The organism is Streptomyces sp. NBC_01808 (assembly GCF_035917395.1).
Classification (GTDB): domain Bacteria; phylum Actinomycetota; class Actinomycetes; order Streptomycetales; family Streptomycetaceae; genus Streptomyces.
The window spans coordinates 7411260-7437275 of the sequence record NZ_CP109072.1 but is presented as its reverse complement, the minus strand read 5'-3'; the positions used below and the strand labels follow the sequence as shown (position 1 = coordinate 7437275).

General features: G+C 73.8%; 21 protein-coding genes. 11 read left to right on the top strand and 10 right to left on the bottom strand.

The annotated features are described in order from the left end of the window. Positions 1 to 2: 2 nt before the first annotated feature. The 3 genes from OG946_RS32650 to OG946_RS32640 all read right to left on the bottom strand — a co-directional run bounded on the left by OG946_RS32650 (position 3) and on the right by OG946_RS32640 (position 1762). On the bottom strand, positions 3 to 689 hold the full coding sequence (locus tag OG946_RS32650; RefSeq protein ID WP_326799546.1) for a DUF899 domain-containing protein: 687 nt from the start codon (positions 687 to 689) through the stop codon (positions 3 to 5). Between the two features lie 63 nt (positions 690 to 752). Next, on the bottom strand, positions 753 to 893 hold the full coding sequence (locus tag OG946_RS32645; RefSeq protein WP_326799545.1) for a hypothetical protein: 141 nt from the start codon (positions 891 to 893) through the stop codon (positions 753 to 755). Between the two features lie 11 nt (positions 894 to 904). After that, positions 905 to 1762, bottom strand: coding sequence for a helix-turn-helix transcriptional regulator (locus tag OG946_RS32640; protein ID WP_326799544.1), 858 nt, complete (start codon positions 1760 to 1762; stop codon positions 905 to 907). Positions 1763 to 1870: 108 nt separating this feature from the next. Between OG946_RS32640 and OG946_RS32635 the strand changes: the two genes are divergently transcribed. Next, entirely contained in the window at positions 1871 to 3376 is a 1506-nt protein-coding gene (locus OG946_RS32635; RefSeq protein WP_442814555.1) for an MFS transporter, read from the top strand. Here OG946_RS32635 and OG946_RS32630 read toward each other — a convergent pair. Further along, positions 3312 to 4241, bottom strand: a complete 930-nt coding sequence (locus OG946_RS32630) for an NmrA family NAD(P)-binding protein (protein WP_326799542.1) — start codon at positions 4239 to 4241, stop codon at positions 3312 to 3314. The genes OG946_RS32635 and OG946_RS32630 overlap by 65 nt on opposite strands. Before the next feature lie 143 nt (positions 4242 to 4384). Between OG946_RS32630 and bla the strand changes: the two genes are divergently transcribed. Then, positions 4385 to 5356 carry a class A beta-lactamase gene (bla, locus tag OG946_RS32625; protein WP_326799541.1) on the top strand — a complete coding sequence of 324 codons (972 nt, stop codon included), beginning with the start codon at positions 4385 to 4387 and terminating at the stop codon, positions 5354 to 5356. 24 nt (positions 5357 to 5380) lie between these two features. Here bla and OG946_RS32620 read toward each other — a convergent pair whose 3' ends face one another. Next, positions 5381 to 5608, bottom strand: a complete 228-nt coding sequence (locus OG946_RS32620; protein ID WP_442814554.1) for an FAD-dependent oxidoreductase — start codon at positions 5606 to 5608, stop codon at positions 5381 to 5383. Positions 5609 to 5724: 116 nt separating this feature from the next. On the opposite strand from OG946_RS32620, the gene OG946_RS32615 reads away from it, so the two are divergent. Both OG946_RS32615 and OG946_RS32610 read left to right on the top strand, forming a co-directional pair. Further along, the gene (locus OG946_RS32615) at positions 5725 to 6678 is read left to right on the top strand and encodes a TIGR02996 domain-containing protein (protein ID WP_326799540.1); all 954 of its coding nucleotides are present in this window, start codon (positions 5725 to 5727) and stop codon (positions 6676 to 6678) included. Further along, on the top strand, positions 6675 to 8564 hold the full coding sequence (locus OG946_RS32610) for a hypothetical protein (protein ID WP_326799539.1): 1890 nt from the start codon (positions 6675 to 6677) through the stop codon (positions 8562 to 8564). The genes OG946_RS32615 and OG946_RS32610 overlap by 4 nt, the downstream gene beginning before the upstream one ends. Here OG946_RS32610 and OG946_RS32605 read toward each other — a convergent pair. The 5 genes from OG946_RS32605 to OG946_RS32585 all read right to left on the bottom strand — a co-directional run bounded on the left by OG946_RS32605 (position 8501) and on the right by OG946_RS32585 (position 17301). Next, positions 8501 to 10489 (bottom strand): ATP-binding protein, encoded by a 1989-nt coding sequence (locus OG946_RS32605; protein ID WP_326799538.1) that lies wholly within the window; start codon positions 10487 to 10489, stop codon positions 8501 to 8503. The two genes, OG946_RS32610 and OG946_RS32605, sit on opposite strands and share 64 nt — an antisense overlap. After that, a complete protein-coding gene (locus OG946_RS32600; RefSeq protein WP_326799537.1) occupies positions 10489 to 11946 on the bottom strand; it encodes a DUF2201 family putative metallopeptidase in 1458 nt (485 codons plus the stop codon). The genes OG946_RS32605 and OG946_RS32600 overlap by 1 nt, the downstream gene beginning before the upstream one ends. A 64-nt stretch (positions 11947 to 12010) precedes the next feature. Then, the gene (locus tag OG946_RS32595; RefSeq protein ID WP_326799536.1) at positions 12011 to 14011 is read right to left on the bottom strand and encodes a serine/threonine-protein kinase; all 2001 of its coding nucleotides are present in this window, start codon (positions 14009 to 14011) and stop codon (positions 12011 to 12013) included. Next, on the bottom strand, positions 14008 to 15855 hold the full coding sequence (locus OG946_RS32590) for a serine/threonine-protein kinase (protein WP_326799535.1): 1848 nt from the start codon (positions 15853 to 15855) through the stop codon (positions 14008 to 14010). The genes OG946_RS32595 and OG946_RS32590 overlap by 4 nt, the downstream gene beginning before the upstream one ends. A 246-nt stretch (positions 15856 to 16101) precedes the next feature. Further along, the gene (locus tag OG946_RS32585; RefSeq protein ID WP_326799534.1) at positions 16102 to 17301 is read right to left on the bottom strand and encodes a serine hydrolase domain-containing protein; all 1200 of its coding nucleotides are present in this window, start codon (positions 17299 to 17301) and stop codon (positions 16102 to 16104) included. A 214-nt stretch (positions 17302 to 17515) separates the two neighbouring features. On the opposite strand from OG946_RS32585, the gene OG946_RS32580 reads away from it, so the two are divergent. The 7 genes from OG946_RS32580 to OG946_RS32550 all read left to right on the top strand — a co-directional run bounded on the left by OG946_RS32580 (position 17516) and on the right by OG946_RS32550 (position 26013). Continuing rightward, positions 17516 to 18967, top strand: coding sequence for an MFS transporter (locus OG946_RS32580; protein WP_326799533.1), 1452 nt, complete (start codon positions 17516 to 17518; stop codon positions 18965 to 18967). Between the two features lie 260 nt (positions 18968 to 19227). Beyond that, positions 19228 to 19689, top strand: coding sequence for a hypothetical protein (locus OG946_RS32575; RefSeq protein ID WP_326799532.1), 462 nt, complete (start codon positions 19228 to 19230; stop codon positions 19687 to 19689). Beyond that, positions 19677 to 20243: a hypothetical protein gene (locus OG946_RS32570; protein WP_326799531.1), complete on the top strand. Its 567-nt coding sequence runs from the start codon at positions 19677 to 19679 to the stop codon at positions 20241 to 20243. Before OG946_RS32575 ends, OG946_RS32570 begins: the two co-directional genes overlap by 13 nt. Positions 20244 to 20337: 94 nt before the next feature. Then, entirely contained in the window at positions 20338 to 20733 is a 396-nt protein-coding gene (locus tag OG946_RS32565) for a hypothetical protein (RefSeq protein ID WP_326799530.1), read from the top strand. Between the two features lie 131 nt (positions 20734 to 20864). Beyond that, a complete protein-coding gene (locus tag OG946_RS32560) occupies positions 20865 to 21401 on the top strand; it encodes a hypothetical protein (RefSeq protein ID WP_326799529.1) in 537 nt (178 codons plus the stop codon). Between the two features lie 218 nt (positions 21402 to 21619). Then, positions 21620 to 25570, top strand: coding sequence for an RHS repeat-associated core domain-containing protein (locus OG946_RS32555; RefSeq protein WP_326799528.1), 3951 nt, complete (start codon positions 21620 to 21622; stop codon positions 25568 to 25570). Further along, a complete protein-coding gene (locus tag OG946_RS32550; RefSeq protein ID WP_326799527.1) occupies positions 25567 to 26013 on the top strand; it encodes a hypothetical protein in 447 nt (148 codons plus the stop codon). Before OG946_RS32555 ends, OG946_RS32550 begins: the two co-directional genes overlap by 4 nt. The last annotated feature ends 3 nt before the right edge of the window (positions 26014 to 26016 follow it).

The following is a 26016-nucleotide window of genomic DNA, read 5'->3' as shown; positions in this document are numbered from 1 at the left end:
GCTTACGCGTCCTCGCCGTAGAGGCGGGCGATGTCCTTCGAGTCGAGCCAGCCGCTGTACGCGGGCGACTGCGGCCAGCCCTCGGGCGAGTCCTGCCACTCCTCCTGCCGCCCGTACGGCAGCACGTCGATGAGCGGGAAGGTGTGGCTCAACTGCTCGGTGCCGCGGCCGCTGGAGTGCCAGGTGCGGTAGACCGTGTCGCCGTCGCGCAGGAAGACGTTGAGCGCGAACCCGCCGCCCTTCGGGGCGTCGACGTCGGCGCCGAACGGGCTGTTGGCGGTGGAGTACCAGGTCATCTGGTTGCCGACGCGCTTCTTGTACGCCAGCGCCTGGTCGATCGGGCCCTGCGTGACGATGACGAACCGCGCGTCGTACGGGTCGAGGAAGCCGAACCGGGTGAACTGCGCGGTGTAGCTCGTGCAGCCGCCGCACTGCCACTCCTTGTCCTCGAACCACATGTGGTTGTAGACGATGAGCTGCGACTTGCCGTCGAAGACGTCCACCAGCCGGACCGGCCCCTCCGCACCCTCCAGGGTGTAGTCGGGCATCTCGACCATCGGCAGCCGGCGCCGCTGCGCGGCGATGGCGTCCAGCTCCCGGGTCGCGGCCTTCTCGCGGACGCGCAGCGCGTCCAGCTCGCGCCGCCAGGTGTCGGTGTCGACGACGGGCGGCATTGCGTGGGCGGTCATGGTGCTCCTCCGACGTTCAGGGATTGCCTCTCCGTACGGATAGACCGGCTGACCCGGCGGAACTCATCGCTCGGCGCGATGGCACTCGGTCACGTACGGCATCTCACCCGGTCGCGCCACCGCGAGGAGGGCCCGTACCCGGTCCAGCAGCCGCTCGCGTACGGCGGGCGCCAGGGTGATCACGTAACTGCGGGAGGCGACCATGTCGCGTCGTGTCAGGCGTCCGCCGGGTGCGACCGGGCGGACAGCAGCCGGAGGGCGTCGGCGGAGGCGGGGTCGTCCGGGGTGTAGACCTCCAGCCGGTGGTCGGGGCTGTCGGGCTGCAGCCAGACCTGGTAGCCGACGTCGAGCGCGCCGACGGTGGGGTGCCGCAGCCGCATCGTGCCCACGGTGCAGTCGGCGACGTCGCCCGCCGCCCACAGCTCGGCGAAGTCCGCGCTGCCCATGGCGAGTTCGCCGATCAGCTCGGCGAGGCGGGCGTCGGTGGGGTAGCGGCCCGCGGTCAGCCGCAGGTACGCGACGTGGATGCGGGCCAGCTCCGCCCAGTTGGCGTGCTGGTCCCGTACGAGCGGGTCGAGGAAGAACATCCGGGGCACCGAAGGCCGGCGGGCGGGGTCGCCGGGGGCGTCGAAGTCGGCGTGCTCGGCGACGAGCGCGTGCCCGGTGCGGTTCCAGGCCAGCACGTCGCCGCGGCGGCCCAGCACGACGGCCGGCGTCGTCTCGGCCAGGGACGTCAGCAGCGCCAGCACCCGGGGGTGCGGCTTCTCGGGCGCCGGCCGGACCAGCCGCGGCGCGGCCGGGCGGCGGGCGAGGTTGTGCAGGTGGGCCGTCTCGGCCGGGTCGAGCCGCAGCACCCGGGCCAGCGCGTCGAGCACCTGCCGGGAGGCGGTGCCTGCCTGCCCCTGCTCCAGCCGCGTGTAGTACCCGGCGCTCACCCCGGCGAGCTGCGCCAGCTCCTCGCGGCGCAGGCCCGGCACCCGGCGGGCGGCGCCGTAGGTGCCGAGTCCGGCGGCGGCGGGCGTGACACGGCCGCGGCGGGTCTTCAGATACGCCCCGAGGTTCTCCAGCTCCATGGTGCCGAGGCTACGTCGGGGCGGGCGCGGGTGCGGCGGCCCCGGGTATCCCTGCCGGGTGTACCCACGGTGCGGGGATGGCTGGCGGCCGGGCGCCGGAGCACCGTCGTGGCCATGGACGTACAGCGGACTTCTCCCCCTCCCGCCCCCGGCCCGCGGGCGTGGCTCGGCCTGCTCGTGGTGCTCGGCCCGGTGCTGCTGGTCGCGATGGACGGCTCGGTGCTGTTCCTGGCGATGACCTCGATCTCAGCGGAGCTGTCGCCGTCGGCGGACCAGGCGCTGTGGATACTCGACGGCTACGGGTTCGCGGTCGGCTCCCTGCTCATCGCGTTCGGCGGCATCGGCGACCGGTACGGCAGGCTCCGGCTGCTGCTGACCGGGGCGGCGGTGTTCGGCGCCGCCTCGGCGGGCGCGGCGTTCGCGCCGTCCGCGGAGCTGCTGATCGCGTTCCGGGTGCTGATGGGCGTGGCCGGCGCCACGCTGCTGCCCTCCGCGCTCGCGGTGCTGAGCGAGCTGTTCGCCGACGCGCGGCGGCGCGCGCAGGCCATCGGGATCTTCGCGGCGGCCTTCGCCGCGGGCTTCGCGATCGGCCCGGTGGTGGGCGGGCAGTTGCTCGCGCACTTCTGGTGGGGCTCGGTGTTCCTGATCAACCTTCCGGTGGTCGCGCTGTTCCTGCTGCTGGCTCCGCGGCTGCTGCGCGAGGTTCGTGCCGGCGGGCAGGGCCGCGTCGACGTGCCGAGCGTCGTGCTGTCCGCCGCGGGGATCCTGCTGGCCGTCTACGGGATCAAGCGCGCGGCGGCCCACGGTCCCGCGGCCGTCCCGCTGGTCGCAGCCGGCGCCGGCGTCGCCCTGCTGTGGTGGTTCGTACGCCGCCAACTACGGCTCGCGCACCCGCTGATCGACCTCCGGCTCTTCCGCGACCGGGTGTTCGCGATCGCGGCGGTCACCGGGCTGCTGCCGCTGGCGGCCTGGTCGGCGGTGGCGTACCTGGGCGGCATCTACCTGCAGTCCGTACGCGGGCTCGGCGTCTTCGACGCGGCCCTCGTGACGCTGCCCGGCGCGCTGGTGCTCACGGTCACCTGCGTCGTCACCCCGGCGGTGGTCGCGCGCACCGGCACCCGGGCCGCGCTGCTCGCCTGCCACTTCGTCATCGCCGGCGGGCTGCTGCTGCTCCTGCCCACGGGGGTCTCGGGCGGCACGGGCTGGTACGTCGCGGCCACCGTCGTCGCCGGCGTCGGCTACGGCATCTCGTTCAGCGTGGTCGCGGACACCGCCGTCGCCGCGGTGCCGCCGGAGCGCGCAGGTTCCGCCGGGGCGATCGCCGAGACGAGCAACGAACTCGGCAACGCCCTCGGGATCGCGCTCCTCGGCTCCCTGGCGGCGCTCGTCTTCCGGCTGCGGGGTCCTGACCTGGCCGGGACGCTCACCGAGACGTTGCAGGCGCCGGGGATCACGGCGGCGGCGGCCGGTCAGGCGGAGTCCGCGTTCGTCACGGGGCTGCACGCGGCGGCGCTGGTCGCGGCGCTGCTGCACGCGGCGCTCGGGCTGTTCACGCTGCGGCACCTGCCGCGCCGTCGCCACCCCGCGCCGCCGCTGCCCGCAGCGCTTCGCTGACCAGCGGCCGCAGGTGCGCGTACGCCCAGGCGGCGAGGGTGGTGGGCGTGGTGGTGAGCACGTCGCGCGGCTGCTCGGGGGTGAAGTCGCGGGTGCCCGCGGCCATGCCGGCGACGGCCTCCACGGCGCCCGGCGGCAGCCCCGCCGAGCCCAGCGCGGCGCGTACCTCGTCGTCGCTGACGGCCTCCACCCGCACCGGGCGGCCCAGCGCCCCGGTCAGGATCTCCGCGACCTGGAGGAAACTCAGGTCCTCCGGCCCGTGCACGGCCTGGACGACGCGCCCCTTCCAGTCGTCGGCGAGCAGCCGCGCGGCGGCGACGTCGCCGATGTCGCGCGGGTCGACCCACGCCATGGGGCGCTCGGGGCGGAACTGCGTGGTGAGCACGCCGCGGGCCAGGTCGTCCAGGGAGAGGAGGAGGTTGCTGAAGAAGTAGGCGCAGCGCAGGTGGAGGGTGTCGGCCCCGGTGGCGTCGAGGCTCTCCTCGATCCGGCCGAGCGCGTCGATGTGCCCGGCTCCGCCGCGCAGTTCCGCCCCGATGCTGCTGAGCAGCACGACCCGCGCGACGTCACCTGCGCGCGCGGCGTCGACGAGTCCCGCGGCGGTCCGCTCGGAGGCCGCGTTCGGATCGGGGTCGGTGTCCGGGGTGGGGTCGACCCAGAAGACGGTCCGGGCGCCGGCCGTCGCCTCGCGGACGAACGCCGTGTCCGTCATGTCGCCGGTGCGTACGTCGACGAGGGCGCGGGTCGCCGGGTCGAGGCGCGCGGGGTCGCGGACGAGCGCGCGGGGGCGTACACCGGCCTGGAGCAGGAGGCGGACGACGCGGGATCCGACGCGGCCGGTGGGAGTGGTGACGACGATGGTCATGGGAGGGTGCCTCTCGTTTGCCGGGCTCCCCGCCACCGTAGGAAGGAAGGAGGACAGTCCCGGACCTCCTTCGCCCGGCGTGGACGCGTGATCGCCGAATGGGCGAAGGTGGTGGCGGCACAGATCGACCGGAGGTCCGGAGCATGCGGCTCACCCGCACCCACCGCGCGGCGGCAGGCGCGCTCTGCGCGCTCGTACTCGCAGCACTGACGTCATGCGCGGAGGACACGTCGCAAGCGAAGCCCGAACCCTCGCGGGCCGCCGCCACCCCTTCGGCGTCACCGGAGCCGTACGTCCGTGAACTGGCGGCTCTGGAACGCGCATACGGCGCACGGCTCGGGGTCTACGCCGTCGACACGGGAACGGGGCGGAAGGTCGCGTACCGGGCGGGCGAACGCTTCCCGTACGCCTCGACGTTCAAGGCGCTGGCCGCGGGCGTCGTGCTCCGCACCCACTCGGCGGCGGAACTGGACCGGGTGATCACGTACTCCGCGGACGACCTCATCGCCCACTCCCCCGTGACGGAGAAGCACGTCGCCACCGGCATGACGCTGCGCGACCTGTGCGAGGCCGCCGTGCGCTACAGCGACAACGCCGCCGCCAACCTGGTCCTCGCCGAACTCGGCGGCCCGGCGGGCATGGACGCCGAACTGGAGGCCCTCGGCGACGACGTCACCCGCATGGTGCGCGACGAACCGGAGCTGAGCCGCTGGACCCCGGGCGACACCCGCGACACGAGCACGCCGCGCGCGCTGGCGGAGGACCTGCGCGCGTTCGTCCTGGACGACGCCCTCGACGAGCCCGAGCGCGCCCGGCTCACCACGTGGCTGCGCACGAACACCACCGGCGACACCCTGATCCGCGCGGGGGTGCCGGCGAACTGGACGGTCGGCGACAAGACCGGCACGGGCAGCACGTACGGCGCCCGCAACGACATCGCGGTCCTCTGGCCGCCGGACCGCGCCCCGATCGTCCTGACCCTCATGACCAACCGCAAGGAGCGGCACGCGGAACCCGACGACGAACTCCTGGCGGAAGCGGCGTCCGAGGTCGCCGCGGCCCTCCCGCCCGGCGACGGCCCCTCCGCTCAGGGATCGCCTCGCGGCACGCCGTAGCGAACGCCTCGGCCGTCCCGTGCCCTACTCCCGGCCCAGCACCGTGTCGGCGCCGCCGGGCCAGTCGCCGGCGGTGCCGCCGATCCAGGCGAAGGAGGCACCGGTGACACCCGCGGCCGGGGCCGCCTCCCGGTCGAGCAGCGTCACGCGCACCCCGAGGCGCGCCAGGTGGTACGCCACGGAGGCACCCACGACCCCCGCTCCGACGACCACGACACCGTCCCGCGGCACGCTCGGGCTCCCGGACACCATGCGACCACCTCCCCCGCAGTGTCGCATCCGGGCGCGGGGCCGCACCGCCGTTCGCCCGTCCGCGTGCCCGTGCGGGGGCGAACCGGTGTGTCAGTGCCCGCTGTTAGCCTCCGGCAATGACCTTAGGGGCCCTTGAGAGAACACTGCGGGAACGCCCGGACGACCTGGCGTCCTGGCTGGTCTACGGCGACCGGCTGAAGGAACGAGGCGACCCCCGCGCGGAGCTGATCCGGCTGGCGGACCGGCTGGCGCGCGTCGCTCCGGGCGGCGGCCGGAAGGCGGTCGAGCGGGAGATCGACGCGCTGGTGGCGGAGCACCGGGAGAGCTGGGACGCGGAGCTGCCGGAGGGGGTCAGCGCCCGGGAGCGGCGGCACGGGTTCGCCACCGCGATCGCCGTCGAATGGAACGACGACGCGCCCATGCTGATCGAAAAGGCCCTGCGGGTCGCGCCGTTCGCGACCGCGCTGAAGATCGTGCCGCCGGAGACGGACCCGGCGGAGTTCGACTACTGGGACGACGACACGGACGAGGACGGCGAGCCGCTGCCGTCCGCCGAGGTCGAGGCGGGCACGCTCGCGACGCTCGACCTGGCCTCGTTCACCTCCGTCGACCTGTCCTATCTCCGCGTCGGGGCGCTGGGCGCCAAGGCGCTGGCGGTGTCCTCGTACTTCCGCAGCGAGGCGGCCGGGGGCCAGACCCTCGCGGCACCGGCGGCGCCCGGCCGGATCGGCGTGCTCGACCTGCGGTACTGCCACGTCGGGGACAGCGGCCTGGCCGCGCTGGCGGCCAACCCCTTCTTCACCGGCGTCCGCCGCCTGCACCTCCAGCACAACGCGCTCACCGCAAAGGGGGTGCGCGCCCTGCACGCCTTCGGCGACCTCACCGAACTCGATCTGCGTTACAACGAGATCGGCGAGGAGGGCGCCGAGGCGCTGCTCGCGGCGCCGTTCCTCGGTTCGCTCACCCGGCTGCTGCTCTACGCCGCAGACGTCGGCGAGGCCGGCGCGCGCCGGCTCGCCGCCGCACCCCGACTCCCGCCCGTACTGCGCAGTTATTGGAGGAGCGTGTGAGCACCGAGCTCCGCGACCGGTTCTTCGCCCTGTCCACCGCCGCCGGGCGGGCGCCCGCGGAGGAGGTCGACCGGTATCGTGCGCTGGTCGACGCCACCGACGCCGAGCCCACCGCCGTGCTCGACGGGCTGGCGGTCTCCTGGCATCCGACGGCCCGGTTCAAGGCGGTCCGCTTCGTCGACGCCGAACGCATCGACGCGGGCGTGCGCGACCTGTTCGCGCGGCCCAGCGAGGCGGCGCCGTATCTGGCCGCGGTCTTCGCGGACCCGCGGGAGATGTCGTTCCGTACGTACGAGAACATCCTCCCGCTCGACCGGCTCTTCGCCGACGCCGGGCTGGAGTTCGAGCTGAAGGACCGCACGGAGTTCGCGGAGGGGGCGTACTCCTTCTCGATCGGGCTGCCCGCGGCGGCGCGGGCGCGGCTGGCGGGCCTGGACGACCTCGACCTCTACGTGCCGCCGCTCAACAGCGGCTCCCGCGGCGGCGACCGCTTCATCTTCCACTCGGCGCTGCTCGCCGAGGCCCTCACCAAGGCGGTGGCGGGGGCCATGCCCCGGGCGCGGCTCGACGGCTTCGCGCACGTCAACCCCGTCTTCCGGTGCAACCGCTTCGAGCCGGACGACGCCAACTTCCACCGCCACCGCGACACCCCGTACTACGACCGGTCCCGCGGGCACGTCTCCCGCTACACCGTCCTGCTGTACCTCACCGGCGGCACGGGCAGTCCCGCCCTGGACCTGACCGGCGGCGCCGGGCTCACCGACATCGCCCCCTTCACCTGCGTGATCTTCGACCAGCGGTACGAGCACGAAGGCGCCCCGTACCTCGAAGGGCGCAAGGTCTTCCTGCGCACGGAGCTGGTCTTCACCGAACCGGACGCCGCGCACGACCCGGAGATCGGCGCCCTGTTCGCCAAGGCGTGCTACCTGACCGGCGAGAGCGTCTTCGCGCCCGAACTCGCCCGGTACGCCGACGACTACTACAACCGGGTCGCCGCGGCGCACTGGAGCGGCGACCTCGGCGCGGGCGCGGCCGGCGAGCCGTTCCTGCACAAGCGGTTCCGCGGGCTGGACTTCGTCGCCAACGGGCACGACTTCTGGTTCCCCGCGTCCGGCGGTCTGTCGCCGGCCGCGTGCGCGGCGATCACGCTGCTCGACTACTTCAACTGCAAGGTCGGCGACAAGGCGTTCCGCGCGGCGTGCGAGACGACGGTGGTCGAGGCCGAGGGCACCGACTGGATACCGGCGTTCCTGGAGGAGAGCGGCGGCACGTCACCCCTCGCGCCGTTCGACAAGAGCATGCTGTTCCCGGAGCCCGAGGAGCCGGCCACCGAGGACATGCCCGACTGCGCGTGCGGCATCTGCGACGGCGGCCTCCTCGGACCGCACTTCGACACCTCGCGCAACGCCGACGTCATCGGGCACTACGTCCAGGCGCAGGACGCCGCCAAGGCTGAGGTGCTGCCCGCACCGGTGATGATGCTCGGCGAGGACGTGGTGCTCGACCCGGACCGGTTCGTCGTCGAGGGCAACCGCATCCACGTGCTGGGCAGCAAGGCGCCGGAGCCGGTCAACTTCGCGTCCTGCCAGGGCGGTCCGCCGGTGCCCCCGGCGAAGGACTTCGTCACCACAGCGGCGACCGTGGACGTGGCGCACTTCCTCGTGCCGCCGATCCTCTTCACCGAGCACGACGGCCTCTTCCACCTGAAGTTCGACTTCTTCCGCAACTCCTGGACGGTGGACCACGAGCAGTCCACCGTCGCGGTGCCGATGATCCGCCCGTTCGGCGAGGACGACATCGACGAGAACTGGGAGGACCACTACTACGACGACGAGGACGAAGACGACGAGGACGACGAGGACGAGAAAGAAGAAGAGGAGGAGTAGGCGGGGGCGGCGGCCAGTTCGCCCATGCGGGCCAGGGCGGCGATCCAGAAGCGCTGGCGCGCCTGCGCCTGGCCCACGAGGTAGGTGGCGCGCAGCTTGGGCGGCAGGTGCGGCAGCAGCCGCGCCACCACGTCGAGGTGCCGTTCGAGCTGCGACACCTCCGCGTTGGAGAACACCTGGTGCACGAGGTCGGTGTCGTTGGTGCCCTCTGCGGACGTCTCGACGGCCGCCGCCAGCCGGGCCTGCCAGCCCGCCAGGTCGGCGGCCAGCTCCGCCAGCCCGATCTGCGGCCGCTCCGCCAGCCGCGCCTCGAGGCCGGAGAGCGGCACCGGCGCGTACTCACCGTCGCCGAGGTAGATCAGCCCCTGCTCCAGCGGGATGTCGGCGCGGTGCAGCTTGATGAGCCGCTCCAGGGTGCGCTTGGTGACCCAGTCGCGGCCCTCGTCGTCGATGTCGTTCTTCCACCATTCGAGGACGGTCTCGGCGGTCTCGCCGTACGTCGAGATCAGCCACTCGTTGGCCGGGATGTCCTCCGGCTGCACCTCGTAGCTGACCGTGAACCGGCTGGCCTGGGCCACGTTGTTGCTGCTGACGAGCATCTTGCGGCCCAGGTGGTACGGCGGGTTCTGGAGCGCCACCTGCGCGCGCAGCCCGGGCAGCTCGCGGCCCGCGAGCGTCCACTCCTGGGTGATCTCCATCAGCTTCGCGTACGTCGCCTTGTCCTTGGGCCGGTTGTACTCGTCCCAGATGAGCACCTTCGGCTCCGGGTCGAGCAGCGACCTGGCGAGCATCGCCTCCAGCGCGCCGTCCGCGGTCGGCACGGGCACGCACAGGTCCTCGACGTTGGTCACCGGCAGCGAGAAGTACACCGGTTCGCGGCCGGTCTCCTCCCGGGCGACCTGCTTGGCGATCTCCGTCTTGCCGCAGCCGGGCGGCCCCTGGAGCAGCACCGCCCAGCGGTGCGCCGCGGCGGCCCTGAGGATGCGGCGGACCGGGTCGGTCACCGCGGCGGGGTTGGCCGCGCCGACCGCCGCCGCGATGGCGTCGAGCACTTCCTCCGTACGGTCCCGGCCCGGCGCGCCGCCGGCGCCCTCGGTGCCGGTCTCGACCAGCGCCAGCCGGCGACCGTTGTGCAGCGGCAGCCCCCAGGCCAGCGGGAAGCCGGCGCGGGCGCAGTCGAGTACGTGCTGGAGGGTGCGCGGCGAGAGCAGGCCGCGCAGGTGCGGGTCGAGGGCGGCCCACTGCCGGAACACCTCGCGCAGGTCCCAGTCGGGGAACCGGGCGGCCAGCGCGTACCGCCACGCGGTGTCGTTGGCGGACAGCCGGAGGGTCACCATCCGGTCCAGGATCGCCAGGTCGGAGCGGCGCACGCTGGTCTCGGCCAGCGACTCGTTGTCGGTGAGGAACACCCCGACGCAGCCCAGCTCGCGCAGGTCGTACTCGCCGAGGGTCCAGTTGCAGGCCATCTGCATGAGCTGGGACTGGACGGTGTTGCCCGCCTGGAGGGAGTCGTCGACGAGGAGGACGAACGGGGTGCCGGGGGTGAGCTGGCGCATCACGAGCTGCCGCAGGGCCAGTTCGCCGCTGCGCTCGTCGCGTACGGGGGCGTTGATCAGCAGGTCGTCCGGGGCGAGGTTGGCCGCGGGCAGGACCACCAGGCCGGTGCCGGGGTAGCGCTTCGGCACGTACGAGACGAAGGTGGACGTCTTGCCGATGCCGTGCTCACCGAAGATCTGCCCGGTCTGGCCGGTGGCGATCATCGCGTCGATGAACTTCTCCAGCTTGGCGGTCGGCCCCTCCAGCGGCGGGTCCGGGTACGTGGCGTTCGCTCTCCACCGCCGGCCCGCGGCGGGCGGCTCCGGCGATATCGCGGCAGACGGTGTCGCGGCGGGCGGTGTCGCGGCGGGCGGTGTCGCGGCGGCCACTAGGCGTTTCTCCTCTGCTGTCGTTCGGATGTGACCCGGTGGCAGGCCATCGGGCGGTGGTGCCGCTCCGGCCAGTCGTCGCCGCCGTCGGTGATCAGCCAGATCCAGCGGTCGGGGTCGGCGGGGGTGACGTGGGGCGCGTAGCCGTCGGTGACGACGATCACCGCGTCGGGCTCGTGCGGGAAGGGCTTCCCGGCGACCTCCAGCCGGCCTTCTGCGTAGTCGACGACGCATCGGAAGTCCGTGCCGCCGCCGCCCGCCACCCGCTCCCCGGGCACGAACGGCATCACGACGCCGTCGAAGGAGAGCCAGTGGCTCTCCACCCCGTCCGTCTGCCCGACCAGCGTGGTCAGCCACTCGACCACCGTGTCGGGCATCGACCCCGAGGTGTCGAACGCGACAAGCACGACCTTCGTACGCTCCGGGCCGCGGCGGGTGAGCATCGGCTCGTGGCCGAGCGCGAGGACGATCGCGCCGTGCTTCTTCGGGTAGACCAGCCGTTCGCTCTCGGTCAGCTTGGAGGCGAGTACGTCGGTGAGCCACCGCTGCCACCAGTCGACCCGGCGCGTACGGGGCGTGCTGCCGCGCAGCTTGTCGAGACCGAGGCGGCCCCACAGCCGGCTGAACCGCTCGCCGCCGTCCGCGGTGCGGTCGGCGAGGCCGAGCAGTTCCTCGCGGGCCGACCGGCCGCCGCGCAGCGCGGACTGCATCACCTCGCGCAGCACGTCGTCGCCGACCTGCCCGACGGTCTCGGGGTCCAGCGGGACTTCGCTGCCGGCAGGGCCGCCTGCGAGGTGCACGCAGTAGCCGGACCGCGGTGTGTCGTGCGCCTTCATGCGGCGCAGTTCGCCGTAGACCGTCAGGTCGGTGCGGATGAACTCGTGGTACGGCAGCGGGGCCAGCCCCTGCCCCCGCAGGTCGTCCCGGTACGCGCGGTACACCGCGTCCGGGTCGACGCCCACCGGCTCGGGCGGGCCGCCGCCTTCCGGCACCGCCTCCGGTAACGCGGTGCGGCCCAGCCGGCGCTGCGCGACGTGGTTGATCGCCACCTCGGCGGCGAGCGTGAACACCGGGTCGGAGCGCAGCTCCTCGTCCACGTACAGGTGCCGGTGCATCAGGTGCCGCGCCTCGTGGAACAGCACGAACTTGACGCCCTCGAAGTCCAGCGAGGCGAAGAAGTACGGGTTGTAGAGCAGCGCGCAGCGGCCGTCGCCGGTGGCCGTGACGGCGGCGGTCGGGATCGCGGTGGTGGCGAGGTGGCGGTGGCACTTCGTGTAGAGCCACGAGGCCACGACGCTCTGCCCGGTCCCGAAGTCCAGCAGCGCGGCCTCCTTGCGGCGCCGCGCCTCCGCCACGACCTCCGGGTCCGCCGGCTCCTCCGCGGCCGCCGCGGCGGCCGCGGCCGGCAACCGCCGCAGGTCGGGCGCGCCGTGCGTGCCCCGCCCGTCCCCCTGCACCAGTGGTCTCCCTCGCCGCTCGCGGGCACGCTACAGGCCGCGGCGCGGGCGGCGTGCGGCGGGTTCAGAGCATGCCCGCGCAGAGTGCGAAGCCGCGTTCCGTGAAGGGCCAGTAGGTGTCCGAGCCGGGTGGGCAGGTCTGCGGTTCCGCCAGCGGCTCCACGCCGGTGATCCGGTACATGCGGTTGTCGATCTCGGGGATCTCGGTCTTGCTGCAGCGCGTCACGGACAGGAGGCTCGCGGCGCTCTCCGACATGTCGTCGGCCGCGTAGAGGCCGGGGAAGCACTGCCCCACCCGGAACTGCCGCGCGACGCAGACCGCGACGGCGGCGTCGCTGTAACTTCCGTCCACGGGTTCGTAGTCGACGGAGAACTCGTCGCGGGCCTCGCTGCGCGGGCACACCGGGTCGGCGAAGGTCTCGGTCCAGCGGAGCGAGGTCACCTTCATGTACGCCTTGTCAGAACCGCAGGGCACGGGGTCCAGCTCCTCCACCCCTGACCACGGGTCCCACATGGCCATGTTGCGGTCGGCGGGCTGGCTGATGCTGAGGCAGTCGCCCTTCTCCACCCCGGCGATCTCGTTCCTGGGCGGGGTGGCGACGGGGGTCGGGGTGGGGGGCGGCGTCGGGTCCTGCGCGGCGGGCGTACCCGCCGCCGGGGAGGCGGGCGGGGCGGAACCGCGGGTTTCGGGGGCGTCGTTGGGGAGCCGGTCGATGAGGAGGGCGACGACGACGCCGAGGCAGAGCAGGACCGTGAACACGGCGAGCCTGGCCGGTGCGCGGGAGGGCAGCAGCGGCGCGGTGGCGGCCCGTTTGCCGCCGGTACGGACCGGGGTGGGCGCGGTCGTCGCGGCGCCGGGATCGCCGGGACCGGGGGCGTCGGCGCGCAGGGGGAGGGTGCCGGTGCCCGTCGCGGCGGCGGGAGAGGCGCCGGGCACGCCCTCCGCGGCCGGCGCGGCCTGCTCGGACGGCGCGGCCTGCTCCACCGGCTCGCCCTGCTCGGACGGTTGGGCCTGCTCGGACGGTTGGGCCTGCTCGGCCTGTTCGGCCCGCGCCGGCGGCTCCGGCGGCTCCGGCGGCTCCGGCGGCTCCGGCGGGCCGGGCGGCCGGGCCGGTGGCGCCGGTTCCGGGCGGGCGTCCGCCAGCATCGGGGCCGTCTCCGCCTCCGCCGCCGCGGCGGCACCCGTGCGCCCGTACGCGGCGATCCGCTCCCGCCACTCCCCCGGCAGCAGCCCGGCGCCGCCGACCGCGCCGGGCGCGTCGGCGACGCGGGCGGTCAGGTCCCGTAGCAGCTCCCGCACCGCGGGCCGGTCGGCGGGCGCCAGGCGGAGGCAGGGGCGGATCAGGTCGTCCAGCTGCGGGGGCAGTCCGGCGAGTTCGACGCGCGCCTCGGCCACCCTGACCAGCAGTTGCAGCGGCTCGCTCTCGGGGTACGGCGGGTGCCCGGTGGCGAGGTGGAAGAGCGTGGCGCCCAGCGCGTACACGTCGGACGCCGCCGTGCTGGGCTCGCCGCGGGCCTGCTCTGGCGAGGTGAAGGCGATGGTGCCCAGCGTGACCTGCGTGCGGGTGAGGTCGGCGGCGTGCGCGATGCCGAAGTCGACGACCTTCGGTCCTGCCGGGGGCAGCAGCACGTTCGACGGCTTGACGTCCCGGTGGACGACGCCCACGGCGTGCAGCGCGAGGAGCGCCTCGGCCACGCCCGCGCCGACCCAGCCGACCACCGCGGGGTCGGTCAGCAGCCCGCAGTCGCGGACCAGTTCACCGAGCGAGGGGGCGGCGACGTATTCCGTCGCCATCCACGGCACCGCCGCCTCCGGGTCCGCGTCGATGACCGCGGCGGTGTGGGGGCCGCCGGCCCGGCGGGCGAGCGCGATCTCGCGGGCGAACCGCGCGCGCTCCGCCGCGCCCAGCGGCGCGGTCTCGGAGAGCAGGGTCTTCACCGCAACCGGCCGCCCGGCGGGCGAGCGGGCCAGGAACACCTCGCCCATGCCGCCGCGGCCCAGGAGCCGCAGCACCTCGTACGGGCCGAACCGGTCGCCGGGTCCCGCCCCTTCGCCCGCGCTCACGCGATCACCTCCGTGCAGATGGCCCGGGTGCCGCTCTGTACCTTCCAGGCGTCGGCGCACACGCCGTCGTCCGCGGCGGACGCCGGGTGGACGGCGGTCACGCGGGCCAGTTGCTCGAAGATCCGCGACGGGCTTCCGCCCGAGCAGTCGGTCCGGGACGCGAGGTTGGCGGCCCAGCGGCGCGAGGAGGAGACGGCGTAGCCCTCGTCGCGTTTGCCGCCGACGTACTCCCGGACCGGGAAGCAGTCGCCTACCTGGAAGTTGCGGTCCAGGCAGAGCCCGGTGCCGAAGTCGAGCAGCGACCACTCCACGCTGTCCGGGCCCCCGGTGCAGTCGTCGGACGTGCCCCCGGACTTGCCCGTGACGACGGTGGCGGCGCGGGGCGAGTCGCAGGGGACCTTGTCGGGGGCGGCCTTCTCGGGCTCGAAGCCGACGACGGCGTAGTGGACCGTCAGGCAGTCGCCCTTGCGCGAGGAGTCGATGAGCTTGGCGCTCGCCACGTCCTCCTTCGTTTCGAGTGCGGCGTACGGGTCCTCGGGCTCTCGGTCCGCCTCGTCCTTCCCCGCCTGGCCGCCCTTCCCGTCCCGGCCGTCGGGGTCTGCCGCGTCGTCGGCGGGCGGGTCGCGGTCCGCGGCGCCGTCGGCGTTCGCCCCGTCGTCCGCGGCCGTCGGCGGGAGCTTCCGGCCGTCGTCGTCCGCCAGGGCGACGAGCACGATCGAGGACGCGGCGACGGCGACGACCGCGGCGGAGGCGACCAGCCACGTCAGCCGGCGGCGCCGGCGCGGGGGCCGCGCGGGCGCCGGTGCGGCCGGGGCGCCGCCGGGCGCCACCGCCGTACGGGCCACGTCACCGGCGCCCCGGGTCCGGTCCGTACCGCCGGACTCCGGGCCCGCGGACTCCGGGCCCTCCGGCCCCGTACCGCCCGCTTCCGCGCCCGGTGCCGCGCCGTCCTCGCCCGCTTCCCGCTCCCGGATCGCCGCCAGCCACTCCCCCGGCAGCCAGTCCCCGCCGCCCGCCGCGCCCGGCCGCGCCGCCAGCCGGGAGCCGAACTCGGCGACGACCGCCGCCGCGTCCGGCCGCTCGGCGGGCTGCGCCCGCAGGCACGGCAGCACCGCGTCCGCCAGTTCCGGCGGCAGCCCGGTGAGATCCTGCTCGGCTCTGGCCACGCGGGGCAGCAGCCGGAAGAAGTCGGCGGTGTCGGCGTACGGCGGGCGGCCGGTGACGAGGTAGAACACCGTGGCGCCCAGCGCATAGAGGTCGGCGGCCGGCGTGCTGGGCTCGCCGCGCGCCTGCTCCGGGGCGCTGAAAGCGACGCTGCCCAGGCTGACCGTGGTGCGGGTGAGGTCGGCGGGGCGCGAGATGCCGAAGTCGATGAGGCGCGGTCCCGCCACGGGCAGCAGCACGTTCGACGGCTTCAGGTCGCGGTGCACGATCCCCTCGGCGTGCAGCGCCGCGAGTGCCTCCGCCGTGCCGGCCGCGACCCACAGCGCGGCGTCGGCGGGCAGCGGGCCGCGAGTGCGGACCAGTTCGGCCAGCGACGGGGCGGGCACGTACTCCGTCGCCATCCACGGCACCGCCGCGTCCGGGTCGGCGTCGACGACGGCCGCCGTGTACGCCCCGCTGACCCGGCGCGCCAGGGCGACCTCGCGGGCGAACCGGCGCCGGGCGTCGTCGGTGACCGGGCCCCCGGAGTCCACCGTCTTGACCGCCACCGGGCGGCCGGCGGCGGAGCGCGCCAGATACACCTGCCCCATGCCGCCGGCGCCCAGCCGTCTGACGATCCGGTACGGCCCGACCTCGGCCGGCGCCGCCTGCGGCACGCCGACCGGTGGTTCCCCCGTCATCCCCGGCACTCCCCCCAAGTCGCCCCGGCGCACGGCCCGTTCGGCGCGCGCCGGGAGCAGGCTACCCGCGCGGGCGCGGGCGGCGCCCGGCCCGGACCCCTCTCGGACGCGGGCATCCCGACCGGCGGTTGCGCACCGCCCGCGCCGACGCGCGGCGGCCGTCCCACGGGCCCCGCGAGGGGCGGGCCGCACCAGCGGCCACGCGGCGAGGGCCGCCCCGCTCCCGGCGGGGCGGCCATCCGGCCGTCAGCCGCAGAACTCGGCCTCCAGCGCCGCGTTCTCCCGCTCCTGGGCGCCCCAGTCGCCGTTCCGGTTCACGGTGAGCACGTGGCGGCCGTCGCGGGTCGCCGCCGCCCGGGACAGGGAGCCGGGCACCTGTCCGCCGTGGCCCCAGACCGTGACTCCGCAGGAGAGCCGGTCGGACCGGATGCCGAGGCCGTACGCCGCGGTGGATGCGCCGCTCGCACCCGACTCCTCCGACTCGATGGGCACGGTGGTGAGCATCTGGTCCACCTGCTCGCGGGGCAGCAGTTCCCCGCCGAGCAGGGCGGCGTAGAAGCGGTTCAGGTCGCGGGTGGTGGAGATGACCTGCCCGGCGGACCAGGCGACGGTGGGGTTGAACTCGGTGACGTCGTGGACCGGGGCGTTCGGGTCCTCCTGGTAGAGCTTGGAGTAGTGGCGGCCGTGGGGGCGCGGCACCGCGGCGGAGGAGCCGGGCACGGAGGTGGCGCGCAGCTTCAGCGGCTCCAGGATCCGCCGGCTGACCTGGGAGGCGTAAGTGTCGCCCGTGGCGCGCTCGATGACCATGCCGGCGAGGATGTAGTTGGTGTCGGAGTACTCCCAGCCGGTGCCCGGGGCGAAGAGCGGCGGGTGGGACAGGCCGATCTCCACCAGCTCTTGCGGGGTGGCACCGTCGTAGCGGTGGACGAGGAAGGATTCGCCGGTGAACTTGGCGAGGAAGCCCTCGTCGCGGTTGTAGTTGAAGATCCCGCTGGTGTGGTTGAGCAGGTGGCGCACGGTGATCTCGCGGCCGTCGTTGCCGTTGCCGCGTACGACGCCGGGGAGCCAGCGCTCGACCGTGTCGTCGAGCGAGAGCACCCCCCGCGCGTCGAGTTGCAGCAGCACCGTGGCGGTGAACGTCTTGGTCAGGCTGCCCACCCGGAACCGGTCGCGGTCCCGGCGCGGCTCGCCCGTCGCCAGGTCCGCCACCCCGGCCTCTCCCGACCACCGCTGCCGCCCGTCGCGTACCGCGGCGAGCGCGCCCGGCGTGCCCTCCGCGACGATGGCGTCCAGCGCCGCCTGCGTGCCGTCGTGCCCGGCCGGTAACCCGGCGTTCTGCTGCCCGGCGTCCAGCGCGGCGGCGGGTGCGATGCCGCCCGCGACCAGCGCCCCCGCCGCGGCGAGCAGCGCCCAGCGGCGCCCCGTCGCACGTATGCCGTCGGTCATGTCGATCCCCCTCGGTCAGGTACGGCCCGCGGCGGTCGCCGCGCGCCGTTGACCGCAGTCAACCGGCGCGGCGGTCCCGAGGCGTCAGGGATCACCCCCACCCCGTCCCGGACGGCACCCCCAGCGACCCCGGGACTTGCATACCCCCCAGGGGTAGTGTTATATCTTCCTCGCATACCCCCAGGGGGTATCCACTCAGAGGAGGCGTACTGCCATGTCATCCGTCAACCCCCGCCGCTGGTGGGCACTGCTCGTGCTCGCCACCGCGCAGTTCATGGTCATCATGGACACCTCGATCATCGGCGTCGCGCTCCCCGAGATGCAGCGCGACCTGGGCTTCTCGCCGGGCGATCTGCAGTGGGTCTTCAACGCCTACGTCGTCGCCTTCGGCGGTCTGCTGCTCCTCGGCGGCCGGCTCTCCGACCTCTTCGGCGCCCGGCGCGTGTTCGTCACCGGATGGGGCGTGCTCATCGCCGGCTCCGTGGTGGCCGCGGCGGCGCAGAGCGCGGCGGTCGAGATCGCCGGGCGCGCCGTACAGGGCGTCGGCGGGGCGCTCATCGCGCCCTCCGCGATGACCCTGCTGATGATCCTCTTCAGCCACGACCCGCGGGAGCTGGGCAAGGCGCTCGCCCTCTACGGCGCCGCGGCCCCGGCCGGCGGCACCGCCGGGGTGTTCCTCGGCGGCGTGTTCACCGAGTGGCTGAGCTGGCCGTGGATCTTCATCATCTACGTGCCCATCGGCATCGCCACCCTGCTCGCCACCGGCCTGCTGCCGTCCGTCCAGCCCCGCCGCGGCGGCGTGGACGTACTCGGCGCCGGCGCCGTCACCGCCGGGCTCGCGCTCGCGGTCTTCGCCGTCGTCCGGGCCCCCGAGGTGGGCTGGGGCGACGCCGCCACCGTCGTCCAACTGGCCGGCGCCGCCGCCCTGCTGGCGCTCTTCCTGGTGATCCAGCGCACCGCCCGGTCGCCGCTCATGCCGCTGGGCGTGTGGCGCACGCCGCGGCTGGCGTCCGCGAACCTGGCCATGGTGCTGCTCGGCGCCGCCTGGATCCCGATGTGGTACTTCCTCAACCTCTACCTCCAGCAGGTCCTCGGCTACGGGGCCTTCGCCTCCGGCGCCGCGCTGCTGCCCATGACCGGGCTGCTGATGGTCGTCATGACCCTGCTGTCCGCCCGGCTGCTCGGCCGGTTCGGCCCCAAGCCGCTGCTGGCCGGCGGGCTGCTGACGCTGGCGGCCGGGCTGCTGTGGCTGTCGGCGGTCGAGCCCACCGGGTCGTTCGCGGTCGACGTCCTGCCCGCCTCGCTGGTCGCGGCGCTGGGCATGTCGCTGGCGTACATCCCGGGGCTGATGGCCGCGATGTCCGGCGTCCCGCAGGAGCAGGCCGGGCTGGCGTCCGGCATCGTCAACACCACGTACCAGGTGGGCTCCGCCCTCGGCCTCGCGGCGCTGACCGCGCTGGCCACCTCGCAGGGCGCCGACCGCCTCGGCGACCTGCCGGCGCTCACCGACGGGTTCAGCGCCGCGTTCACCGGGGCCGCCGGGGTGGCGGCCGCGGGTGCGCTGCTGACCGCACTGTTCATGGGCCGCCGCGGCAGCCGTCCGGCGGCCGGCGCCGCCGGGGCGGACGCGGGTGCGGGTGCGGGTGCCGAGGAGGTACGCCTCTGACGGCCGGCCGCCGCGCCGCGTCACCGGGGTACGGGTCACGGTTCGCCGCCGCACGGCGGGGCCGTGGCCCGTACCCCGCACGCGTGCTCGGGAGGAGTCCCGGGACCGGCGCAGTACAACTGAGCAGGCGGCGGTGACCGGACGGACACGGACCGTACCGGCCGGATCCCCTCCACCCGCACCGGCGGGGGACGGGCCGCGCCAGCCGCGCGCGCAACCGGGCATCCGGCCCGGCCGCGCACCGACCGCGAGGAGGACCCGTGCCCACCGACTCACGAGTGTTCGCCGAAGGCAGCCGCGCCCTGCGCTACACGCTCGCCGGGATCGTGCTGCTCGCCCTCGTCTACGTCGCCGGCGTCTTCGCCTGGGGCGGGGCGGCCTGGTCCACCGCGCCCTTCCGCGGCGCGGCGGAAGCGCGCGAGCGCACCGTGGGCTCGGGCGAGTTCCGCATCTCCACCTATGAGGAGTTCTTCGACCTGTGCGCGGCGGTGCAGACGAAGGAGGACGAGATCGGCGCGCTCCAGGACGAGCTGGACACCAAGCCGTCCGAGTACCGCACCGATCAGATCACCACCTCCCTCACCGCGCTGCGCGCCGCCCGGTCCGAGCTGGTCAACGACTACAACGCCAAGTCCCGGCAGGAGCACCGCAAGGCGTTCAAGGACGCCGGGCTGCCCGCCGAGCTGAGCACCGACGCGAAGGAGACCTCGTGCGCCGCCTGACCCGTATCCTCACCGCCCTCACCGCGACCGCCGCCCTCGCGTTCACCGCCGCGGCCTGCACGGACGACTCCTCCCAGGCCCAGGAGTCGCGGACCAAGCAGTCCGGCTACGACCGGCTCGTCCAGCGCCAGCCGGCGGACGCGATGCGGTACTCCCCGACGCGGGAGACCATCAACAAGTGGGTCGACAACTGGGAGAAGCCCGGGAAGCTGTCGTACGTCTACCTGCAGAACGCCAACGGCGAGTACGGCTACTTCGTCCTCGAAGGGCTGCCGGTCTCGTACTGCGCCATGCTCACCCCGCCGGAGGAGGTCGACTCCTCCCAGAGCGGCATGGTGACGAAGACGGCGCCCGGCATGGACGGCGTCTACTACTCGGGCGGCCAGTGCAGCGCGTACTACGGCTTCGACGCCACCACCGGCGCGTACATGGAGTTCACCATCGGCAGCAACCAGAGCTTCTTCCTCTACGACAAGCCCATGACGCTGCCGGAGTTCCGCGACGCGACGCCGCTCGGCCAGACCCGCATCGAGGACGGCAAGGTCCAGCGCTAGGGTCGTCCGGCAGCGCTCCCTGGCCTGGGCGCAGATCCAGGACCTGCGGATCGAGCCCAACCCCGGCGCCGGCACCCAGAGCCATGCGCCGGAGGTGCTCACCTGCGCCTACGGGCCGGACGGCAGCCGGCTGCAACTGCCGTACCTCGACGACCGCCACGTCGACGTCGACCGCGAGGTCGCCGCGCTGCGCGCGCACTGGGAGCGGCTGCGCGGCGCGGGCTGGGCGCAGGACCCGGCCGCCGCTGCCCGGATCGACCGGCTGGTCGCCCGGCGTTCGGCGATGGTGGTGGGCTTCGCCTGCACGTTCGTGTCGTTCATCCCGCTGGTCGCGCTGATGCTCGTGCCGCTGTTCGTGAGCCTGCCGGAGATCTTGGAGACCGTCCTCGCGCCGTACACCGTCATGGGCGCCGGGCTGCCGCTGGTCTTCGCGGTGACCGCGGTGCTGTCGTACCGCCGGCAGCTTGGCGCGCTCAACGAGGCGCGCTGACACGGCCGTTCGCCCCTCCCCCGCCCCGGTGCGCCGCCCCAACGAGTGAACCCCGAACACCCCGCCTCACGCAGACTCTGCGGTAGAACTACGTAGAGCTACATATGCTCATCATCCGGTGAGGGAGTCCCATGACATCGCCCTGCGACCCCAGGTACGCGTCCGCCGGTGATGTGGGCGCCGCCCTCATGCTGATCGACTCCCAGCTCAAGGGCATCCGCGACGGCAGGACCGGGACGGACGCCGAGCAGCGGGCGCTCGTCGGCCGGCTCACCGGCGCCACGGGCCCGAAAGGCGTCGACGACGTGCTGGACGGCACGTGCACGCTCATCTTCATGTTCATGAAGTGGCTGCGCATGGCCCACGAGGCGCAGCAGAAGGACGTCGTGGAGTACGTGGTGCCCAACCTCGTGGCGTCGCTGCGCATGATGCCCGCGAGCATCCGCGCCGAGACGATCCCGACCATGGCGGGGCTGCTCGTCGCGGCGGGCACGGGGCTCAGCCCCAGCCTGTGGCGGCGGCAGTTCGGCGACTGGTCGCGGGACGAGATGAACCCCCTGGAGGCGACCGCCCTGCTGCTCGCCGAGTACATCAACCGCCTCACCGACGACCCGGACTTCGCCACCCGCATGATCAGCGAGACCTTCGCGGACACCGACGACCGCTGACCGCCCGCCTCCTCATCCCAACTCGCCGCGGCGGCACGTCAGATACGCGATCTCGGCGGTGTTGCCCGCCAGCTCGATCGCCCGGTCGTACGCCGCGCGCGCCGCGCCGCCGCGGCCCAGCCCCGGGCGGGCGCCCTCTCACCTCTTCCACGAACGCCGCCGCCCGGATCCGACACCGATCCCGTCGTGACTTGCCGAACAGCGACGCTACCGCCGCGATGAGCACATCCCGCGCAGGTGCGAGCGCGAACCGTCACCGGGCCCGCGGCCGGCCGTCCCGGCCCAACTGGGACACCATCGTCAACGTCTGCAAGGTCATCGTCGCCGTCCTCGGCATCGTCGTCCTCATCATCGGCGGACCCCTCGCGTGGGTCTTCCTCGCCGCCGCCCTCGTCGTCCTGGCCGACACGCTCTACAAGTACATGAACGGCCAAGCCTCCCTGTGGGACGTCGCCTTCGCCGCGCTGGACTGCATCCCCGGCATGAAGGGCCTCACCACCCTCGGCGGCCTGGCCAAGGGCCTGAAGGGCGGGCTGAACGCGCTCAAGGGTCTGAAGTCCATGAAGTCCGCCGTCCTGGGGCTGGCCAAACGCGGCGGCGACATGCTCGCGAGCGGAGCCAAGGGGGCCTACAACCGCCTCAAGAACGTCATCCGCGGCTGTGGTGACCCGGTGGACATGGCGACGGGAAAGATGTTCCTGACGCAGACCGACGTCGAGCTGCCGGGTGCGTTGCCGCTGGTGTTCACCCGTCGGGCGGAGTCGGGTTACCTCGCCGGCCGCTGGTTCGGCCCCACGTGGACCTCCACCGCCGACCAGCGGGTGGAGGTCGAGGACGACGGCGTGGTCCTCGTCTCGGAGGACGGGCTGCTGCTCAAGTACCCGCATCCCGCCGGCACCGATGAGGACGTCCTGCCCGAGGAAGGTCCCCGCTGGCCGCTGCGGCGCCTGGAGGGCGGCGGCTACCGCGTCACCGACCCCGTCAGCGGCCGCACCCGCCGCTTCGCGCCTCCCGCGGACGACGACGTCCTCGGCGCCGGCGTCGCCCGTATCGAGCAGGTGTCGGACCGTGACGGCCACACCCTCGACTTCGGCTACGACGAGGACGGCGCCCCCGCCGGTATCCGGCACTCCGGCGGCTACCACATCAAGGTCACCACGGCCGGGGACCGCATCACCGCCCTGGCCCTCGCCGGCGCCGCCGACGACGGCACCGACGTCACCGTCAAGAGCTTCGCCTACGACGAGGACGGCAACCTGACCGAGGACGTCAACTCCTCCGGTCTCCCGCTGCGCTTCACCTACGACGAGCGGCTGCGCATCACCTCGTGGACCGACCGCAACACCCGCCGCTACACGTACACGTACGACGAGCACGACCGCTGCGTCGCGCAGCGCGGCGAGTCCGGCGTCCTCGCCCTCGTCCTCGCCTACGACGGCTCCGATCCCGCGTGGCCGGGCGCGCGCATCACCACGCTCACCACCCCGGAGGGCGCCACCACACGCTTCGTGATCAACGAGAACACCCAGGTCGTCGCCGAGATCAACCCCCTCGGGGCAATCTCCCGCACCGCGTACGATGCGCACCACCATGTCGTCTCCGAGACTGACCCCCTCGGCCACACCACCCGTTACACCAACAACCCGGCCGGCCAGCCGACCCGGGTGGTCCACCCGGACGGCACCGAGTCGGAGCTGACGTACTCCGAACTCGGCAGGCTCACCTCACTCCGGCTCACCGACGGCGCCAGTTGGTTCTGGCGGTACGACTCCCGGGGCCGGGTCGTGTCGGTCACCGACCCCGCCGGGTCCTTCACCAGCTACGAGTACGACGAGTTCGGCCATCTCGCCGGGATCACCGATCCACTGGGCCAGTCGACGCACGTGAAGTGCGACGCCGCGGGGCTGCCCCTGACCATCGCCACCTCCGCCGGCCACCGCATCGTCCGCCGCCACGACGCCTTCGGCAGGGTGACCGAGGTGACGGACCAGCACGGCGGGGTCACCCGGCTGCGCTGGACGGTAGAGGGCAGACTCGCCGTCCGTACCGGGCCCGACGGTGCACGGGAGACCTGGGAGTACGACGGCGAGGGCAACTGCGTCGGCCACCGCGACGCGCAGGCCGGCGCCACCCGCTACGAGTACACCCACTTCGACCTCCTCGCCGCGCGTACCAACCCCGACGGGGCGACGTACCGCTACACCTACGACCCGCTGCTGCGACTGACCGCGGTGGCCGACCCCGAGGGCCGGGAGTGGACGTACGAGTACGATCCGGCCGGAAACCTCACCGCCGAGACCGACTTCCACGGCGTCCGCATCACCTACGGCCACGACGCCGCGGGGCGGATGTCCTCGCGAACCAACCCGCTCGGCCAGACCGTGGAGTTCGAGCGGGACTGGACCGGCCAGATCGTGGCCAAGCTCGTGGACGGCGCCCCCACGACGTTCGCGCATGACCCGCTCGGCAGGCTCCTGCGGGCCACCGCCCCCGGCTGCGACCTGCAGCGCACCCATGACGCCCTCGGCCGGCCGACCACCGAGACGGTCAACGGCCGCACGCTGACCCTCGCGCACGACGCGATCGGACGGCCCACGGAGCGCGTGACGCCCGGCGGCAGCCGTTCCCGCTACGGCTACGACGAGACGGGGCAGCGCACCGCGGTGGACTTCGCCGGCCACGTCATCCGCTCGGCCTTCGATGCCACAGGCCGCGAGACGACGAGGGCGATCGACGACGGCCTCCTTCTGGACAGCGCCTGGGACGCGGCCGGCCGCCTCGCCGAGCAGCGGGTGCACACCCCCGCTGACGACGTGCTCCGGCGCCGGTACGGCTACCGCGGCGACGGCCACCTCGTCCACGTCGAGGACGACCGCGGCTCACGCCGCTTCCGGCTCGACCCCGTCGGCCGGGTCACCGGCGTCGAGGCCGCCGGCTGGCGCGAGGAGTACGCGTACGACCCCGCCGGGAACCAGACGCGGGCGTCCTGGCCCGAGGGGTGGGCCCCGGACGCCCAGGGGGCCCGTGAGCTGGACGACGGCCGCCTCGTCGGCGCGGGCCGGATCCGCTACACGTACGACGCCGCCGGACGCGTCACCGTACGCACCAGGACCCGGCTGTCGCGCAAGCCGGAGGTCTGGCGCTACGAGTGGGACGCCGAGGACAGGATCAGCGCAGTCACCACCCCCGACGGCACCGTCTGGCACTACCTCTACGACCCGTTCGGCCGCCGCCTCGCCAAGCGCCGGATGACGCCCGACGGCTCCGCGGTCGCCGAGGAGACCCTGTTCACCTGGGACGGGAACACCCTGGTGGAACAGACCACGGTGACCGCGGGGCAGCCCCATCACACCACCCTGACCTGGGAGTACGACGGGCTGCAGCCCGTCGCGCAGGCGGAGCGGCTGACGGCGGCCGCCACGCAGGAGGAAGTCGACTCCCGCTTCTTCGCCATCGTCACCGACCTCGTCGGAACCCCGGCCGAACTGGTCGATCCGCACGGGCGGGTCGTGTGGCGGGCCCAGCACACCCTCTGGGGCCACACCCGCTGGCCCGCCGACTCCGCCGCCTACACCCCACTGCGCTTCCCGGGCCAGTACTTCGATCCGGAGACCGGTCTCCACTACAACTGCCAGCGCTACTACGACCCGGACACGGCGCGTTACGCGAGTCCGGACCCACTCGGGCTCACCCCGGCACCCAACCCGTACGCCTACGTCCACAACCCGCACACGTGGTTCGACCCGCTGGGTCTCACCCCGTGCTTCATCGGCCCGCTCGACCACGTGGCCCTCGGCCGCAGCACGCGCGGCGGTCTCCAGGTGCAGGACTTCGCCGAGGTCGTACAGGCCCGGCACTTCATGGATCCGGCGTTCGCCGCCACCTGGCAGGACGAGGTGGTCAACGCGATCGCCAGGGTGGGCCGCGGCGAAGGCCGCATCTCCTTCATGCTCGACGGCCTGCCCGCCGCGGGCGGCGGACCGGCGCGCGCGCTGAACCGTGCGCTCAACGACGCCGGCGGCCTGCACCTGGCGGACGACGCGTTCGCCAACGGGCGCATCTTCGCGACCCAGTGGGAACTGATCCAAGTCCACAAAGCCGGCCTGATGGATAAGGTCGACTTCTATCGCTGGAACAGAAAATTCGACGAATGGAGGCCCGTGACGTGACGACCGAACGGCGGGAAGAAGCGGAGCCCGAGTTCCGGGACGAGCGTCACTTCGGGCTGCTGGTCTACCGGCCCACCTACCCGTGCGCGGTCTTCCGCGGCACTCCGCCGCTGGAAGACCTCGACGTGGACGACACCCTTGTCGTACGGGACATCCTCTTCTCCGACCTGTGGCGGATCTCCAGTTGGAACGACCTGGGTCCCGTGCATCTGCGCCGGGCCGCGCCGCCGGAGCGGGCGGCGCTGGAGGGCAGGCTCGGGGAGATCCGGGCGGGACACGAGATCTACCTGCTGGAGGCCGGGTCGGTGGAGACGTACGTCATCGCGGGCGGTGTCACCTGGGCCGACTACGAGCTGGAGTCGCCTCTCCGGGAGAGCCCGTTGCTCGAACGGGTCGCGGACCGCCGGCCTCCCGTCGACGGAGTCATCCGGTACGGGCGCTGACGG

Coding starts and splice junctions, on each gene's coding strand:
- OG946_RS32650 (WP_326799546.1), bottom strand. CDS start 689: ATGACCGCCCACGCAATGCCGCCCGTCGTCGACACCGACACCTGGCGG.
- OG946_RS32645 (WP_326799545.1), bottom strand. CDS start 893: ATGGTCGCCTCCCGCAGTTACGTGATCACCCTGGCGCCCGCCGTACGC.
- OG946_RS32640 (WP_326799544.1), bottom strand. CDS start 1,762: ATGGAGCTGGAGAACCTCGGGGCGTATCTGAAGACCCGCCGCGGCCGT.
- OG946_RS32630 (WP_326799542.1), bottom strand. CDS start 4,241: ATGACCATCGTCGTCACCACTCCCACCGGCCGCGTCGGATCCCGCGTC.
- bla (WP_326799541.1), top strand. CDS start 4,385: ATGCGGCTCACCCGCACCCACCGCGCGGCGGCAGGCGCGCTCTGCGCG.
- OG946_RS32620 (WP_442814554.1), bottom strand. CDS start 5,608: ATGGTGTCCGGGAGCCCGAGCGTGCCGCGGGACGGTGTCGTGGTCGTC.
- OG946_RS32615 (WP_326799540.1), top strand. CDS start 5,725: ATGACCTTAGGGGCCCTTGAGAGAACACTGCGGGAACGCCCGGACGAC.
- OG946_RS32590 (WP_326799535.1), bottom strand. CDS start 15,855: ATGACGGGGGAACCACCGGTCGGCGTGCCGCAGGCGGCGCCGGCCGAG.
- OG946_RS32585 (WP_326799534.1), bottom strand. CDS start 17,301: ATGACCGACGGCATACGTGCGACGGGGCGCCGCTGGGCGCTGCTCGCC.
- OG946_RS32580 (WP_326799533.1), top strand. CDS start 17,516: ATGTCATCCGTCAACCCCCGCCGCTGGTGGGCACTGCTCGTGCTCGCC.
- OG946_RS32560 (WP_326799529.1), top strand. CDS start 20,865: ATGACATCGCCCTGCGACCCCAGGTACGCGTCCGCCGGTGATGTGGGC.
- OG946_RS32555 (WP_326799528.1), top strand. CDS start 21,620: ATGAGCACATCCCGCGCAGGTGCGAGCGCGAACCGTCACCGGGCCCGC.